At 34.6% G+C, this 16,807-nt stretch carries 21 protein-coding genes; 18 read left to right on the top strand and 3 right to left on the bottom strand.

Going from position 1 to position 16,807, the window contains the following annotated elements; translation table 11 throughout:
- Positions 1 to 5: 5 nt before the first annotated feature.
- Positions 6 to 770, top strand: coding sequence for a hypothetical protein (locus tag ABMA79_RS15280; protein WP_393093734.1), 765 nt, complete (start codon positions 6 to 8; stop codon positions 768 to 770).
- On the opposite strand, the gene ABMA79_RS15275 is transcribed toward ABMA79_RS15280, so the two are convergent.
- Positions 721 to 945: a hypothetical protein gene (locus ABMA79_RS15275; protein ID WP_393093731.1), complete on the bottom strand. Its 225-nt coding sequence runs from the start codon at positions 943 to 945 to the stop codon at positions 721 to 723. The two genes, ABMA79_RS15280 and ABMA79_RS15275, sit on opposite strands and share 50 nt — an antisense overlap.
- Before the next feature lie 207 nt (positions 946 to 1,152).
- On the opposite strand from ABMA79_RS15275, the gene ABMA79_RS15270 reads away from it, so the two are divergent.
- The 17 genes from ABMA79_RS15270 to ABMA79_RS15190 all read left to right on the top strand — a co-directional run bounded on the left by ABMA79_RS15270 (position 1,153) and on the right by ABMA79_RS15190 (position 15,431).
- Entirely contained in the window at positions 1,153 to 1,677 is a 525-nt protein-coding gene (locus ABMA79_RS15270; RefSeq protein ID WP_392857827.1) for a hypothetical protein, read from the top strand.
- Between the two features lie 13 nt (positions 1,678 to 1,690).
- A complete protein-coding gene (locus ABMA79_RS15265; RefSeq protein WP_393093728.1) occupies positions 1,691 to 2,695 on the top strand; it encodes a radical SAM protein in 1,005 nt (334 codons plus the stop codon).
- A complete protein-coding gene (locus ABMA79_RS15260; protein WP_392857824.1) occupies positions 2,685 to 2,900 on the top strand; it encodes a hypothetical protein in 216 nt (71 codons plus the stop codon). Before ABMA79_RS15265 ends, ABMA79_RS15260 begins: the two co-directional genes overlap by 11 nt.
- Positions 2,900 to 4,123 carry a radical SAM protein gene (locus tag ABMA79_RS15255; RefSeq protein ID WP_393093725.1) on the top strand — a complete coding sequence of 408 codons (1,224 nt, stop codon included), beginning with the start codon at positions 2,900 to 2,902 and terminating at the stop codon, positions 4,121 to 4,123. The genes ABMA79_RS15260 and ABMA79_RS15255 overlap by 1 nt, the downstream gene beginning before the upstream one ends.
- Entirely contained in the window at positions 4,113 to 4,676 is a 564-nt protein-coding gene (locus tag ABMA79_RS15250) for a hypothetical protein (RefSeq protein ID WP_393093722.1), read from the top strand. Before ABMA79_RS15255 ends, ABMA79_RS15250 begins: the two co-directional genes overlap by 11 nt.
- Positions 4,677 to 4,695: 19 nt before the next feature.
- On the top strand, positions 4,696 to 5,304 hold the full coding sequence (locus tag ABMA79_RS15245; RefSeq protein WP_393056774.1) for a hypothetical protein: 609 nt from the start codon (positions 4,696 to 4,698) through the stop codon (positions 5,302 to 5,304).
- 97 nt (positions 5,305 to 5,401) lie between these two features.
- The gene (locus ABMA79_RS15240; RefSeq protein WP_393056772.1) at positions 5,402 to 6,091 is read left to right on the top strand and encodes a hypothetical protein; all 690 of its coding nucleotides are present in this window, start codon (positions 5,402 to 5,404) and stop codon (positions 6,089 to 6,091) included.
- A gap of 1 nt (position 6,092) precedes the next feature.
- Positions 6,093 to 7,013 (top strand): hypothetical protein, encoded by a 921-nt coding sequence (locus ABMA79_RS15235; protein ID WP_393093719.1) that lies wholly within the window; start codon positions 6,093 to 6,095, stop codon positions 7,011 to 7,013.
- On the top strand, positions 7,003 to 8,034 hold the full coding sequence (locus ABMA79_RS15230) for a radical SAM protein (protein ID WP_393093716.1): 1,032 nt from the start codon (positions 7,003 to 7,005) through the stop codon (positions 8,032 to 8,034). The genes ABMA79_RS15235 and ABMA79_RS15230 overlap by 11 nt, the downstream gene beginning before the upstream one ends.
- Positions 8,035 to 8,041: 7 nt before the next feature.
- Positions 8,042 to 8,983, top strand: a complete 942-nt coding sequence (locus ABMA79_RS15225; RefSeq protein WP_393093713.1) for a radical SAM protein — start codon at positions 8,042 to 8,044, stop codon at positions 8,981 to 8,983.
- On the top strand, positions 8,983 to 9,921 hold the full coding sequence (locus ABMA79_RS15220) for a radical SAM protein (protein WP_393093711.1): 939 nt from the start codon (positions 8,983 to 8,985) through the stop codon (positions 9,919 to 9,921). Before ABMA79_RS15225 ends, ABMA79_RS15220 begins: the two co-directional genes overlap by 1 nt.
- Entirely contained in the window at positions 9,911 to 10,840 is a 930-nt protein-coding gene (locus ABMA79_RS15215) for a radical SAM protein (RefSeq protein WP_392857806.1), read from the top strand. Before ABMA79_RS15220 ends, ABMA79_RS15215 begins: the two co-directional genes overlap by 11 nt.
- The gene (locus ABMA79_RS15210; RefSeq protein WP_393093708.1) at positions 10,840 to 11,745 is read left to right on the top strand and encodes a radical SAM protein; all 906 of its coding nucleotides are present in this window, start codon (positions 10,840 to 10,842) and stop codon (positions 11,743 to 11,745) included. The genes ABMA79_RS15215 and ABMA79_RS15210 overlap by 1 nt, the downstream gene beginning before the upstream one ends.
- Positions 11,742 to 12,836 (top strand): hypothetical protein, encoded by a 1,095-nt coding sequence (locus ABMA79_RS15205; protein WP_393093705.1) that lies wholly within the window; start codon positions 11,742 to 11,744, stop codon positions 12,834 to 12,836. The genes ABMA79_RS15210 and ABMA79_RS15205 overlap by 4 nt, the downstream gene beginning before the upstream one ends.
- Positions 12,837 to 12,841: 5 nt before the next feature.
- Entirely contained in the window at positions 12,842 to 13,681 is an 840-nt protein-coding gene (locus ABMA79_RS15200) for a hypothetical protein (protein ID WP_393093702.1), read from the top strand.
- Positions 13,681 to 14,358, top strand: coding sequence for a hypothetical protein (locus ABMA79_RS15195; protein WP_392857797.1), 678 nt, complete (start codon positions 13,681 to 13,683; stop codon positions 14,356 to 14,358). Before ABMA79_RS15200 ends, ABMA79_RS15195 begins: the two co-directional genes overlap by 1 nt.
- Positions 14,358 to 15,431, top strand: coding sequence for a DegT/DnrJ/EryC1/StrS family aminotransferase (locus ABMA79_RS15190; RefSeq protein WP_393093699.1), 1,074 nt, complete (start codon positions 14,358 to 14,360; stop codon positions 15,429 to 15,431). The genes ABMA79_RS15195 and ABMA79_RS15190 overlap by 1 nt, the downstream gene beginning before the upstream one ends.
- Here the strand turns inward: ABMA79_RS15190 and ABMA79_RS15185 are convergent.
- Together ABMA79_RS15185 and ABMA79_RS15180 are read right to left on the bottom strand one after the other, a co-directional pair.
- Positions 15,424 to 16,086 (bottom strand): PIG-L deacetylase family protein, encoded by a 663-nt coding sequence (locus ABMA79_RS15185; protein ID WP_393093696.1) that lies wholly within the window; start codon positions 16,084 to 16,086, stop codon positions 15,424 to 15,426. The two genes, ABMA79_RS15190 and ABMA79_RS15185, sit on opposite strands and share 8 nt — an antisense overlap.
- The coding region (locus ABMA79_RS15180; RefSeq protein WP_393093693.1) for a hypothetical protein at positions 16,083 to 16,807 on the bottom strand (725 nt) is incomplete at its 5' end. The genes ABMA79_RS15180 and ABMA79_RS15185, both read right to left, overlap by 4 nt.

Here is a 16,807-nt window from a genome sequence, read left to right as displayed (position 1 = left end):
CTTAAGTGAGTCAGCAATTAATTATTAAAGTATTCTACTTACTAACTTTTTCGTTTATTAGTTATTTTCTCTATGACTTAACACCGGTTAGTTCAGATGAAAATTGGCTCAAATCTCTAATTCTTTGGTTCTATCCTTTTAAAACGATTTTGATTCCATCTCTTGTCTTAATACCGGTAACCATAGGTTGTATAAACGATTTTAAAACAAAGTATTTTAGAATTGCTTATAGTCTTGTTCTCTTGGTCTTAATCGCATTAATGAATGGAGCAGACTTTGATCATGATCTATTTCTTTGGCTCTATGTATCCGTTGTTATTGCATTTATTCCAGATAAAAATATTTTGAATACTTCAAAGCTATTAATTACTCTTGCATATTTTATGTCTGGTTTTTGGAAGTTGTATTATGGAGTAATTGGGCTATTTTCTGATGGCCTTAATTCTTATCTAAACTTTTCTGGCCTAAAGAGTATTGTCATAAAAAGTAATCCAGCAGAGTGGGTTGTCGACATTTCTACAATTTGCTTTTTTATTATTGGCCTATTTGTTCTCTTAATTGAGTTATCTGGTTTAGTTCTTTATTTTAAAAATAAGTACTATCTAAAGTACTGGGCACAAGTGATGATTGTTTTTCATATGATGACTGTTGTCTTCATGAAAATTGAATTTGTCGGAAATGTTGTGCTTATTAGTTTGGTATTTGCTGATTTACTAAATACTAAGAAAGAACAATCCAGCCCATATCTTCGCAAATGTACTGAAGAGTGAAGTTACGAGATTCATCTAGGTTTACGTTCTTTTCAACGTCAAAAAGACCATTTTTTGAGGCAATTCGACGATTAGTAGGATCAATTACTGGAGACTGACTCCACTTTGATTTTTGAACTCGAAAATTGATAATCGAATCAATATCAGTAGGATTTTCTGGAAGTTTGTATGTCATCCCGCTTTTAAGCGTTACGCAAGTATTATCAGCACTTGAAATAAGAAAGTTATTGCCAGATTTTCTTTTCACTCTAAAAAAGCTGTGAGCAAACGCTTTATACGTAAATAAAGAGAATATGGTTGTGAAAATAAAATTTCTTCGTTTCATAAACTTATTATATACTATATCCATATATTTGAAGAAATAAAAAATGGAGGAATATCTATGTCAACTCTAAGAAGAGCATCAATAAACTCAAGTACTGGAGCGCACTCTGTAAATACAGGTGCTGATTTATATTTCTCAAATCAATTCAAGGCTTCTAAAGTATGGAATTCTGTCTGGAATGATATTGCAGACTTCCAGCTTCTAAATGATGAATTAAAGCCTGGAAAATGTTATTTCGACACAATCGAAGGTGCTAGAATCTGTAGTGAAAGATGTCAGAAAAGCGTCATTGGTATTGCTTCAGATACTTTTGGATTTGGTGTTGGACAAGGAAATGCAGGCCTTGAAGTGCCAATTGCAATTGGTGGTTGGGTACTTGCCTATGTCGACAAAGACTATGATCCGGGTACTCCTCTAACAAATGATGAGCACGGAAACTTGACTGAGATGACATTAGAAGAAAAACGTGACTACCCTGAAAGGCTTGTTGCTATTTATAAGAAGCCTGAGCTTAAGGATTCATTTGGCGATAAGAATCATCAAATTGTTGTCGATGGCCGTCACTGGGTGAAAGTAAAGTAATAAAAGGTCTATTATGATAGTCTTATCAATAGCTTTCTCGGAAGCTTGTAACCTAGATTGTAGTTATTGCAATGTTGATAAGCTTTCGAAGAAATCAATAAATACAGATCTATTTCTTGAATCATATAAAAAGGTTCGTGCACAGAAACCTGATGAGCTAATTCAAGTGGATTTCTATGGTGGAGAACCTCTTCTTCACTGGGATAAGATTGTCTCTGTCACAAATGAATTAAAAGACGAAGAAAATGTTCAATTTTATATGCCGACAAATGGTTTACTGCTTGATCAGGAAAAGGTTAATTTTCTAAACGAAAATAATATTCGAGTCTCTTTGTCCTACGATGGCCTTTGGCAGGATATGAATCGCAAGCAGCACGATAGCCGTGGAACAAATTACTTATACGAAAAGAAACTTCCAATTATAAAACAACTTAATGACCTTACTTGCCACTCGATGATTTATGCTGGCAATAGCAATCTTCTTGAAAATCACCTCTATATTAAAAAGGTACTTAATCTGAATCCTGACCTTACTCTTATCAGAGATGTGGATGTCTGGAGTGAGGAAAGTGCAATTGCTGTTAATGAAGGCTTTAGTGAATTAGTAGACTGGTATATTGAAAATGTCGATGAAGTAGAGATGCCACAAATAATTCTCACTTACCTAAGACATATTCTACGTTACACAGCAAAAGATATAACAATTGATTATTGCGGAGCAGGAGATACGCATTTATCTTTTTCAGAAGATAAGCTAATTGCCTGTAATCGCTTCAAAGATGACGACCTTTATCTACAAATTCCAGAATATAAGAATATGGCCGCTTGTGAGAGCTGTAGTGTAAAAAAATTCTGTAGAAAAGGTTGTTTATATGAGAACATTAAGAACGAAGGACCTATTGAGAATATATGCATAATGTATCGCCATTTTTATAAGGAAGTACAACGCATGATTTCTGAAATAAGGTCAAATAAATATTTTACTAGAATCTTGAAAAGAGAAGTTTATGAATCTTAAAGCATTAAATCGAAGCATGTACTTAGCAGCTGAACATTTATTTGAAGCTGGAAAGCATATGTTGCCAATTGCTCCTGAGTATGGAGAAAAGCTTATGCTCGAAGCTGATGAAATATTATCAATGATTAAGCCAGAAGAAGAAAAAGTTTCGGATGAAAAGTTAGATGATATTTTAGATGAGATTCTCAACGTGGAGATAGATTAATGGTCGCCTATAATTTTGAAAATCCTGCGAAAGCGTCTCAAAAACGCGTCGCAAAGAAATACTTTACTCTAGAAATCACAACCTCAGCGTTATGTGATTTAAATTGTACTTACTGCTTCGAAGGAGAGAAGGTTGATAAGGCCCGTCTCGATAATGAGCTACCAGTTATCTTCAAAAGAATCGATAGTATTCTTGCAGATAAGAATTGGTTTCAAAGTAAGTATGATGGTTTGAATATTTCACTTTGGGGAGGAGAGCCTACTCTCAATCCAAACTTTATTATCGAGTTAATGAATAAGTATCGTGATCACGAAAATGTTGATTTCCACTTATACACTAACGCTTTCAATATTCATAATATGAGAAAGATTATTGAGAATGTTGATACAAGTAAGCTACATGTTCAGGTGTCATATGATGGCCGTGCTGTTAACGATAGTTATCGATTAATGAAGAATAAAAAACCTTCAAGTAATCATGTCATTAACAATCTTTATGAACTTGCTGGTCTTGGGATCAATGTAAGTATGAAGGCGACTCTTCCTATTGATAGTATGGAAAGTCTTTATTCTTGTTGGGAAGATTATTACGATATTCAAAAACTTCTTTGGAAAGTTTCAAAAGATATTAATATTAGTTATTCACCAACGATTGATTATATTACAAAGTTTTCTCTTGATGAGAAAAAGGATGCGATAAAGATCTTTAGAGCTGAATTTTTAAAAATCGCTAAGAGAGAAATTGAATTCTATAATGAAAATGGACGCTACCTTTGTTCATGGTTTGGTGGAGAAGATAACCGTAAACACTGTTCTGCTGGATATAATATGGCGGCAATTGATCAACGTGGAAATCTCTACGCTTGTCACGGGGCCATTTATTCGAAACATAAGGAAGAGTTGGCTTATAGTGATATCAATGATGATGCGTTCGTTGAAAAAATTAGTGCTTATACTCAAAAATTTGAAGAACCACTTAAGAAGATTCACAAGGACTGCCAGGACTGTGTCGCTACAACTTGTATGATTTGTCCTGTAGCAAGTCATGAGAAAAGTGAAAAGACAGACTTCTTTGAGAAGTGGACAGATAATTGGGTTAACGAGCTTTGTGGTTTCTTTAAAACATTTGGTGAAATCGACAGGGCCGTTCAAAAACATATATTCTCTGCAAATGCGATGACTAGAGAAGAGTATATGGACAAGGAGGTTGCAAATGGCATGTAGTGGTGGACACTGTACTTATCACAATACAGGGACAGCAACTTGTTCTGGACACCGTGGTGTTTGTTCTGCAAACAGAGCCTATGGATTAAGTACTGGTATTGTTACTGGTGGTATTGTTTACGGTAGCCATGTTAGGGCCTTACGTAATGTTATTGCTGCAGAATTAGCTCGTTATCGAAGTCATGCAATGTACAACCCTGGAGATCCAACAGACTCTTATGGTAGGGGAGCAACTATATCTAATAATGTTGCCGCTAATATGACAGGAAGAATTAATCAGCTTACACCTGCTAATGATATAACAGTGAGCTATACGCCTGCTCCAAGTGGTGTATCCCCTGCGGATAATAGAGGGCGTACGGCGGATGATCCATCAGCTGGAGGTTCATCAATGTCGAGAGGATGGAATAAACGAGGGCAGCATTTTACAAGAACTCACTTACAAGAAGTTTTAAATTACTATAATACAATTAGAGCTGACTGTATTTGTAACTCTGACTGTAACTGTAACGCCGTTTGTTCTTGCCATAACAATTGTGGTTGTCACTACTAAATATTAAAAGGATTTAATTATGTTATTATATGATGTTGCTTCAGTTGAGGATCGTGGGTCACACTGGTATGTGACAAATGTTTTTCCTCATACACTAGATCCAATTGAAAGACAGGAAAAGCTTTTAAATCTTTCCGCTGTGTCTGCATCAATTATTAAGCATGCCTTAACAGAAGGTATCGAAGTTAGAATTGTTAAACCAATTGAATATAACGAAGTCATGCCACACGAAATTAAGCTTATTAGTGGTGATTCAAGTGATTATAATTTTGCAAGAGAATCGGCCATTAAAAAGGCCCGTATGGTTGTTACGCAAGACCTTGCTTCGGTTAGTGGTTATACGTTCTATAGCTATATGTGTTTAAATAATGAACTTTGCGATAAGGGTTATTTCATTACGGCCGAAAATCGTGAGTCAAAATATTTAGAAATCTTAGAAACAGGTAATGAAGACCTTATTCAAAAACTAGAAGATTACCTGAATATGCGCGATCAGATCGAAAGAATCAGTGCTCTTAATAAGAAATTTGATCACTTTAGAAAAATCGTTAATGAAGAAGAGTGTACTGATAAGATCGACGAGCTTACGAATAAGTTCTTAGAGGATTATTATTCAACATTCTTCTAGAATTATTCTCTATTCACAAAAAGATCATCGTAAAGTAAATGGAACATTATTTTACTGCTTCGAGTATTTTCTCTTTTCGAGAGCTCGAAGCAGTGATGTGAAATTTGTCCTCTATAATTGCACCCAAGAAGAAAGAATCAATTGGATTAGTGTTTTCAAAGAAAGATATCATTTTCCGGATGAATATATTTCTGACTTTCTCGTTACTAATAGTGTTTATGAAATTTTTAAATTAAAGCCTAAACGCTGTATGATTCTTGATATTCATACGCTTAAACTTCTTGGAGAAACAATTCCATGTGACCTCGTCGTTTTCTCAAATGAAGGCCATGAAATGCGTCGCTACGGGATGAAAAAGGTCAAGTATTTTGGCTTCTACGAATATCAAAACTTTGATGAGCAGGAGCTTTTAAAATTCTCATTTGGAAATTATAAAGAGCTTAAGGCCGTGGATGACTATGTCTTCGTGAATACTCCATCACTCGACTATACAAATGTTGTAATTCCCGAGCACTACAAACAGAGAAAGCTTATTTATAAAATAGCAAATAAGCACCACGAAAACTTACACGAAAAGTTTGATACGATGCTGTATTATCAATCGGGAAAAGTTGATACTAATAATCGTCTAGTTCCCGAAAGTCTCTATTATAAGAAGAAGGTTGAAATCTTTAAGAGTGTTATTCAAGACTCCGTAAATATACGTTATAATGATATCTTATTAAACGGATTTGAAGCTTATCACTTAACGGATGAAGATAAGTTAATTCAAGAATTTTTGGATTAATATGATTCTAAGACTCGATAAAGAAAATTATGATCTCTGGCTTACTTATAGCTGGAGCACTAATAATCATGGCCTATGTGGACACACATATGAGGTTATTGACTACTATCTGTTTCTAAAAGAGCATATGCGAGTTGGTATTCTTCTGTGCGAAGATATTGATTGGCCTACATTTCGTGACTCTGTTGTTGGAAAATATATTATTTCTGATGAAGAGTTGGTGCAACTTGAAAAAGATACTCTCTTTGTAAATCGTCCTAATTTAGTACATGCGAATAATATTCTTTTTACTGATGGTGGTGCGAAGTCATTAATGGGTAAACATATTTTGGCCCAAAAGATTTTTCACTTCGCTTGCGGTGATAAAGAACTGCAGGACAATGATAAAGATAATGTCTTTATTCTCCAAGATGCGCGTATATATCGTGACTGTAAAAATGCAATTGACTATAAAAAACGAATTAATTTTGAACGTTTAAAGAAGCCGACAAAATCAACTCGTTGTAATCTGCTCTATGGCACAAAAAATTGTCGAAATATCCCTGACCAAATGTACCTAGACCTCCTCGATAAGTATGATGGGAAGTTTATGTGCCTAACGAATAAGGAAAATAGACCAGCTGGACGCTTAGATGGGCTCTCAGATCGCTTTGATTTCCCAGAGATGCCTGTTGCAGACCTTTTTGAAAAATTTGATAGATATATCTATACACCGGTTCCACGCAAATTTGACTGTAGTCCCCGTATGATCGCAGAATGCAAGTTTTTTGAAAAAGAGGTTGTGTATTATAATATAGACTACTGGGATGAAGATAAAGGCCTCTACTGGAGAAAGTGGGATATTGATAATGACTTTGATTCAATATTCTTAAAAGAGGGAGATCCCATACTAGAAATCTTGGGAGAACATATTGGATTATAATATTTTTAGCCACTCTGGTTTGAGGCTATTAAATGACAAATTCAATAAGAGAGCAAAGCTCGATACTGGAACATTCTGTAATTATGAATGTTACTTCTGCTATTATCTTGAAGACCTCGATAAGGTCACACCTCTGGAGACAATAAAGAATAGAGCAAAGAAAATCTATAATTGTGGAATGCGAGAAATTGATCTAAGTGGTGGCGAGAGTTCTGTTCATCGTGACTGGTTTACAATTCTCGACTACTGCCGTGAAGTTGGTTTTACAAATATTTCTGCACTTACTAATGGTGCTAAATTTGCAAATCTAGAATTTTGCAAAAAGTCTCAAGAACACGGCCTTACTGAATTACTCTTTAGCCTTCATGGAGTTAATGAAGAAAATCATGACTCGATTGTTGGAAGAAAAGGTGCCTTTCGTAAAATGTTAAAGGCCATTTCTAATTGCCAAGAAATCGGTATTAAGGTTCGCATTAATTGTACGGTAACGGATAAGAATGCTGAACTGCTTGGCGAATATGTTAAGTTGATTAATAAGATAAAACCTTATCAACTAAATTTTCTCCCACTCAATTATTGGGAGGATGCAGATCGACTTGAGTCTCAAAGCTATGAGCATTTAAGTAAGCATATAAAGCTTGCTATTGATAATCTTAATCAAGAAATTCAAATTAATGTTCGCTATATCCCTTTTTGTTTTATGCAAGGATATGAAAAATATGTTGTTGGGGTCTATCAGCATATTTACGATCGTAATGATTGGAATATCTATGCTTACGATGTTGAAAAAATTGAAGAAAAAGTTCTTGATACAAAAGAGTACTTTGAAGTTGCTGCTCAAAAGAGAAAGCATACTTACACCAAAGGTAAGGAGTGTTTTAACTGTAAGTACTTCTTCGTTTGTGATGGTGTAGAAAAGAAAATATCAAATGTTCAGGATGTCTACCCGGTTGAAGGGGAGAAGATTGATGATGTTCTACATTATCGTCGTGGTCACTATCCTGAGTGTGATTATAAGTAGGTAAATTATGGAAAAATTACCAAATTCATTAGCTAAAGAAGAGATTCTCGAAATTGAGCTCGAGTTAACAGGAACGTGTAATCTCGATTGTCCTCTTTGCTCACGAAGTTATTCAAACGCAAAGCACTTGGTTAAGTATAATGAAAGACCTGCAAGTGAGATTATTGCTCAATTAGATGAGTATCCTAATATAAAAATGTGTTGTATGGCAGGTATGATTTCTGAGCCGACCCTTCATAAAGAATTTTTTACGATCATGGAGTATCTGATAGGCCGTGAAATTGAAGTTGAACTTTACTCAAATGCTTCTCTCCATTCGACTGATTGGTGGCGAAAGCTAGGCACAATGATGAGCCCTCGAGATCATGTCTTCTTTACGATCTGTGGATCAACACAAGAGTTACATGAGAAGTATCGTGTTCGTTCTAATCTTCAACAAGTCTTAGATAATCACGCTGCATTCAAAGAAGGGTGTGAATATGATATCGATTATCTCCAACATATTAAATTTGAATATAATGCTAAAGACTTTGAAAGTGAGGCAATGAAGCAGATTCGATCTCGATTTAGTCGCGAGTATAATATTAATACTCTTCCATATAATGAAAGATTTGGTTTTATTAAAGATGAGGATAATGACATTGCCTTAACGGCAGATTTGGCCAAGAGTTATAATCTTATCTCTCGTCATGCCAAGAGACGTTATGAACGTAATAAGTCTGGTGAAATAAAATGTCAGATGCGTTGTAAGAGTCTTGAAGAGAAATTCGTTGCTATTGATCAGTGGGGAGAGATCTTTCCATGCTTTCTTTATCGAATCTATAATGTCGGTGAAAAGTTTAACCTCGACTACTCAAAGATAAATCAATTTAAGTATGACTTCTGCTATGAGTGCGAGGCCATGACCACTAAGATGCTTGATGATATTGGCCTTGAGAGGATGGGGTAATGAGTTGTAAGCAAACAACATTACATCGTAGTGAGATCTTAGAATTAGAGATGGATCTTACTGGCACGTGTAACCTGCGTTGTCCTTTGTGCACTAGAAATTATGCTCATGCTGGGCACCTCTTAAAACGTAATGTGCGAAGCTTCGAAGAAATCAAAAAACAGTTAGATAGCTTCACTAATCTTGAAGTTTTTTATATGGCAGGGAATATTTCTGAGCCAACTCTTCATCCTGAAGTTAAGGATATTTGTCGCTATCTAGTGGAACGTGGTGTTGCCATTGAGTTATTTACAAATGGTAGTACCCACAATCCAAAGTGGTGGGCAGAACTTGGTGAGATTTTATCTTCTAATGATCGTATCTACTTTACGATTTGCGGCTCAACTCAAGAGCTCCATGAGAAATACCGTGTTGGAAGTAAGCTTCAAGATATTTTAGATAACCATCAAGGGTTTATCTCGACGAATAAAGAAGGAATCGATCATATCCAACATATTATGTTCAAATATAATCGTGAAGACTATGAAAGCGAGGCAATGCAAAATATTATTGCACGTTTTAGTAAAACATTTAATGTTGATACAGAAGGCCAACGTACTTTTAATGAATATGTGAAGTCATTTGATAAGGACTTAATTCGTCCAGAAGATGAGAGAAAAAGGGCCATTGATGCACTTTTCAATATTAAGCCAACACCAGGCGAGAGTACTGATATTGAAATAAAATGTATGAGCCTTAGAGATCGAAAAATTTATATTGATCAGTTCGGCCAAATATCTCCTTGTTACGGTCATGCAGAGTATGAAGGACCAGGACACTTCTCTGGTGAAGTATTCGATTATGGTGAAGTACTTAGTTTTAAATTTAAAGATTGTTTTAAATGTGAAAGACGTATTCAAAAGTTAATTGATGTCATGGAGTTAGATTTTGTCTGCTAGTAATGATGCCCTTATTCGTAGTGAGAGAATAGAATTAGATCTCACTGGAACTTGTAATGCAAAGTGCCCTTTGTGTGCACGAAACTATAAGCATATAGAAGTTAAATATAATGAAAGACATTTAAATGAAATCACAGAACAACTAGATCAATTTCCTAATGCGAAATTTGTTCACCTAGTTGGAGCTTTTTCAGAGCCAACACTTTATCGATCTATTTTTGACCTCTGCCGCTATCTTCGCAAAAGAGATATCGCAATTGAAATTTGTACAAATGGCGATACTCATGACCCTGATTGGTGGGCCGAGCTAGGAACAATATTAGGACCTGATGATAGTGTTTATTTCACAGTATGTGGTTCCACACAAGAGCTTCATGAAATTTATCGTGTTAACACAAGTCTCGCTAATATTAGGGCCAATGCGAAAGCATTTCGTGAATCCAATCCTTATGGTATCGATTATATTCAGCATATTCTCTTTGATTATAATGCCGAGGATTTAGAAGATGGTAGTATGGATGAGCTTTTAAAAGAGTTCAGTAATATCAACCTAACGCAAACTCTCTATCGTCGTGATACTGAGGTTTATAAGAATCCCTTTAACTTAGATAAAATGTTAGTTACTCCAGAGCTTAAGAGAAAATATGACGTTATTATTAACTCTGCTAAAAAGAAGTGGGGTGAAAAGGTTAGTGGTAGTAAGGATTATGATATCGATTGTCGTTCTTACCATAATAAAAGTATTCATATCGATCAGCACGGTACTGTATTCCCATGCTATGTCTGGCTTGAAGAGAGTCGTTTAGAGAAGTGGGATTTGGATTATAAGAAGATTCAAAATTTCGACTACGAATGTTGTCAAATTTGTGAAAAGAACTGTAAGCGATTGATGGATATGTGGGAGCTTGAGATTCTATAATGCAATATAATAAATTTGTTGAATTTATAGAACTTAGTTTAAATAATAGCTGTCAATTACAGTGCCAGGGTTGTCCAAGCCTAAATCCAGATCACAATAATAAAAGAGAATTAGATTTCTCAAGAGTTCTTCCTATTATTAAAGAATTCAACCCAAAAGAAGTCTTTATCTGTGGTAATGATGGTGAACCATTGGAGCATAGTGATATTAATAATATTCTTGTCGCTTTAGGTGAAAATTTTTCTCAAGATATTCTGATTGCAACGAATGGGGAAAACTTAATGAACCTTGATGTGGAAAAATTAAAAAAATATAAGAATATGGTCTTTCAGGTGGCCATCGATGGACCAAGTCAAGAGGTTCATGAGCTAACTCGTGGTGGTAGTAGTCTCGATACTGTCTTTTCTAATATTGAAAAAGTAAGAGGGATTCTAAAAGTTGAGCCTATTTTTTCTCGTCATGAATTAAATGAAGAATTTGCAATTGCGACAGCGGAGCTCGTTAAAGAGAAGTTTGATTTAGAATTACTATTTCGTGACACAACTCTTGTCACAAGTAAAATCAAACCACCTAAGAATAGAAGTAGCAGGGGAAATATGGATTTCTTGTATAAGAAAGAATATTCCTTGCCAGTAACACCATGGTTTAAAAGAATATATATAAATTCTGATGGGAATTGCTACCCTTGTGTATCTTTTATTTATGCAAGAGTTTCTAGTAAACCAATTAATATTTATTCATATGAAAGTACTTTTGAGTTCTTTACTAATTTTGTGAAGTTCTCAAGAGAATTTTGTCGATGTTATCAAGCTCTTGGAAATACAACTCAATGTAAGCTCAATTGTGATTTCTATATGAATGATTTTGAATATGATAATTTAGAAAGTATTAAGGATATATCGTGATTAAAAGTAATACCTCTTTTGGTAAACTCAATTCTATTATCGTTGGACGAGAGCTAGAGATTAGTAAGAGAATTGCTGACTTCACTTTTCAGCACTTTTATGGTGAGAATTTAACTCATGCTGTTTATGATCGACTCGAACATGGTGGCCAAGAGTACTATGTTAATCACGAACTGCTTTTAAAGCGTAATGAACAATTAGATAATTTAGCTGCGACATTTGAAAACCTTGGTGTCGAGGTTTTTCGCCCAGATCGACTTGGGCAAGTTGTCACAATCAAGACTCCTGATTACAAAACAGAGCTTTCAAGTGCAAGTAATGTTCGTGACGTTTCTCTCGTTTATCGAGATTATATTATTGAAACACCTACTTATGTTCGAAATCGCTTCTTTGAAAACACCCTGCTTTATAATGTTTATAATCAGCTATTTGATGGTGGCCGAGGTGGAAAATGGGTTAGATCTCCACACAATAAATTAGTAGAAGAAACAATGGACTTAAGTCCATGGAATTCAGAGCGTGACTATAAGAATTTTGATCGTTCAAAATATACGATGGCCATAGATGGTGCTCAATTTTTGAGGATCGGTAAAGATGTTATTGTAAACGTAAACTCATATAACCACTACCTTGGTCTTGAGTGGGTTAAGTCATTCTTTCCCGAAAGTGATTTTCATATTGTTAATGTTGCTGATAATCATATCGATGGTATTTTAGTCTGTCTCAAGCCTGGAACCTTTCTTGTGAATCCTAAGTATCGTAATATAAAGGATTTTTTACCGCAAAAGTTTAAAAACTGGGATTGTTTATTTCCAGACGATTATAAAGCAGAACCTGTGATTGAATCAGGGAAAACTGATATCGATATTCAACTTGCAAGTACAAGAGGAATGGATATTAATATTGTTAGCGTTGATGAAAAAAATATTCTAGTTAGTGAAAGTGCGGCCAATGTTATTGAATTACTCGATAAGCATGGCTTTACTCCTCACCCTGTAAGATTAGAAAATTGTGAAATTTTTGGCGGAGGGATACACTGCTCAACGCTAGATACAAATAGAGATGATGAATATATCGATTATACAAAGTAGTACGTATGAAGATTGCACTTATTACAATGATTGAAAGTAATGGCCGAAGCACTAATGATGACAAGGGCATTACATTTGAAAATCAAAGACATTATGAAGATGAGGCCATTCTCTGTTTTGAGAATTGGCGTAAGAATGCAGGGGATTTGAAAGATATTCCCATTTATACCTATTGTCCTTCAAAGCATATCGTTAGCGAAAAAACGAAAGTAAAATTTAAAGAATTAGGTGTTACATATATTGAAAGATATCACAATGAAACAGAGGAATTTGAGTCTGGTTTTGTGAATGTTCCATTTTGTGGAATGCTTCTTGAAGAAGAGTTAACTGAAGATCTCTTTATTCATATCGACCTTGATATGAATCTTATTAAACCTTTGGATCCCAAATTATTAGAGATTGCATATAACGAAGGCAAGATAGTCGTTGGCCAATATGATGATATTTCAAAAAAGGATCAACGCTTTATTGGAGAGGATTGGGGTAATCCGCTTGATACTGGTTTTATTATTTCTCGCCGAGACAGTGGTTTTTACAAATTCTTCTTTGAAGAACTCATGGCCCTATATAAGACAAATGGTGATGAAAGATGGCAGAAGTACTGTCGAAATGTAGAGAAATACTTTCTTGAAGAGTATGTCATTGAAAAAGCTTTCAATGAAGGTCGTCTTAACGTGCATCCTGTACAGTATTATCAGGTAGGAGAGGGATATGCTTCTGTGACAACTTTTCCAAAAGATAAGCTAGGAGGAATTTACTTTTGGCATGAACACCTATATCCAAACTCTAAATATGATAAAGTAAGAGAGAGAATCGCGTACTTTAAGAGAATGAAGGAGCTGTGATGGATATTGAACATATATTTAGAGAAAAAAAGATTGAGTTTCTCTACGCTGCTCAAGAGAAATTAAAAGAAGAGTTTGATATTGATGTCCCTGTCGGTTCAGGATTTGGAAAAAGTAAGAGCTTTTACTTTATTCCTGTTGGTAAACGTAAATATGTCTTTAAACCAGCTTTGAAATTTCTTGTTACTGATTCTCCGGATATCGATCGTAAACTTAATTTTACATTTGAAGATTTATTAAAAAAATATCGTAAGGTTATGAATAAAGAAACAATTCTCCCTACGTTACTGGAAGAGTCTGAGAGTTTTTTGGTTTTTGAATATTATAACGAAGAAGATGGCTGGTTTAAGATGGATGATCTTAAAAAAGGTGATTGTGAGACAGTCGTTACATTAACCAAGAATCTTTGGGGGAATGATAAAGATGTTCTTTTTCCTTTTTATAATCAACTCTATTCTAAAGTTTATAAAAATATTAATACCGGTGAAATTAAGATTGTCGACTTAAAATATGTTGAGATTCAAAAACGTAGACCAATATTCATGTATATCTGCGATTATAATATTAATACAATTTTTTATTTTGAAAAAAATTATAATCCATTCTTTAAGGTAAAGGATATCTTGGCCCGTGAGTATCCGGTATTAGAGGCCCAAGAGAAAATTTTATATAAGTAATGCAGATACCTTTATTTCGACCATATTCAAGTCCTGATTTAGAAGCACAGCTTAAGCGTGTTATAAGTAGTGGTGAGTGGACTGGGGGAATAGAGGTCGCAGAGGTTGAAAGCCTTTTAGTTAAAAAATTCAAATTTCCAAATTTCATATGTACTAGTAGTGCCACGTCAGCATTTGAAATTATTTTAGATATGTACTTTTCAGATGTTAAGGCAACAATTGTCGTTCCAACAAATACTTTTGCGACAACGGCGGAAGTTCCAAAGAGATTAGGTCATAAGATAGTTTTTTGTGACGTTGACTCAGTCTCTGGAATGATTGATATTACATCGTTAGAACAAGTCCTTAAATCTCAAAAAGTTGATTGTGTCGTTCCTGTTTCCATTGGAGGACACCTTTACGACAGAGATGCGATGAAGAAGTTAAAGAATGAATATGGTTTCAGAGTTGTCGAAGATCTGGCCCAACTTATTTACCCTGAATGCTTCGACTTGGAAGTGGATGCCGCATTCTTTAGTTTCTACCCAAATAAAATTCTTTCCTCTCCTGATGGTGGTGGTTTAATCGTATCTGATTTTTGTTTAGTGAATCAGGCAAAGAAGCGTCGATTGCATGGTATTTGTCGGAAAACAAGATGTGAATATGATATTGAATTTCTTGGACGTAAAGCGAATATGACAAATATTGATGCTGTGTTCTTAAAGGATCAAATATCTTCTTTATCAGATAAAATCTCAAAACGCTTGGCCATTTACCAATCGTATGCTCAATTGCTCGAAGGGATTTCTGAAGTTAAAGTCCTAGCACTTGAAAATAATATAATACCTTCGCTTTTTGTCATTCATGCTAGAAAGCGCAATGAGTTGAAGTCTTTTTTAGAGGATAATGGTGTTCAAACATCGATCCACTTTAGGCCACTTCATTTACATTCGTATTGGAATCAGGAAGAGTTAGAATTTCCAGGTGCTGAGGAATACTACTCTTCTACACTTTCTCTTCCTTTTTTTGAAACGTTAAAAGAAGACGAATTGAACTGTGTTATATCTCTTATAAAAAAGTTTTACTCTATCTAATAATTCTTTCAATATAAAAAGACTCTGCTAATTCCTTTCCACATTTTGTTCCTTCTGATTTTGCAAGGATTTCGAGATTCTCAATTGATCGAGGATGTGGGAATGGATGTAATTCACTTTCGTAGGCACACATGGCCTGAATTTTGGCCTTCAAGTTCTGCTTAGAAATTGTACTAAAATAATTCTTTCTTGCTTGTATAAATTGTGAAGACTGATATTCAATACTTGAAGGTATATCAAAGGTGTAGATTTCTGTCGTAGTGTTACTAGGAGTTGATCTAAAAGCTGTAAGGACTGCTTTGTTTGTAATTTGATGGTCAATATTTAAATCATTGTAAGAATGAGTATAGATAATATTAGGCTCAAATTCAGCTTTTACTTCTTCAATTTCTTGAATGATGTCGATAAGGTTATAACTATCGAGTCTATTATCTCTTAAAGATAATTTCTTGTGGTTTTCTACCCCAAGTATTTTAAGAGCTTTTAAGTATTCTTGGTGACGGTTTTGGATATCTTTGCCCTGGGCCGAAGTACTATCAGTAAGGACCAAAATATAGACATCATCATCTTCTAGAATATGCTTATGTATTGTTGCTCCACAACCTAATACTTCATCATCAGCATGTGCAACGATTACTAAAACTTTGTTGTTCATGGTGCCACCTTTTCAAAACTCCAATAATCATCGCATTCACATAACTTAAATGGGCAGACGATTGATGTTGTTTTAAAGTCACAAGTTAGAATGTGTTTTTTTGTATTCTTGCAAGCATAAGAAACTTGAGCATCATAGTGTATAATAAAGGCCCTAATGTCACATTTCCAACCCTTTAGTTGATTATAGCCATTATTTAAAAAATCAGATTTGGAAATATATTTTTGTTCTTTGGCCGTTCTAATTAATGTCGTTTCTTTGTTTTCAAGTTGTGTAACTCTTAGTTCACAATTCTTTATAAACTCTTCTATTTCGTCTTGATAATTTTCGTACGAAACGGAGTCATTTGTATCATTATGTAGTCTGATACAATTTAAGGTAAGCTTCTTTTCTTGTGCTAAATTATAGAGGCTTTCAAATATATTCTTATATCTTTCAAATTCCTCTAGTTTATTCGTAAAGAGAAAAGCTACATCCATTCGATATCTCTTAGATAAGAGATCAATTTTTTCGACAAAGCCTTTATTTGGGTACTCTGGATGAAAACTTGCGGTAATTTTTATTTTGTTACTTCCAGGAAGCTTATGCCAGAAGCTTTCAGGTTTAACAAAATTTGTGACGATTCTTATTTCTTTTAAGTTTTGAATACTTTCAAGTTCTTCAATAATTGTTATGAAATTTGGATGGAGGCTCGGTTCCCCACCAATTAAGTTAATGATAA

Origin of the sequence: Halobacteriovorax sp. HFRX-2_2, assembly GCF_043196705.1 — a bacterium.
Taxonomy (GTDB): domain Bacteria; phylum Bdellovibrionota; class Bacteriovoracia; order Bacteriovoracales; family Bacteriovoracaceae; genus Halobacteriovorax_A.
Note: the sequence above shows the minus strand (reverse complement) of the source record. Positions and strands in the feature narration are given on the sequence as shown.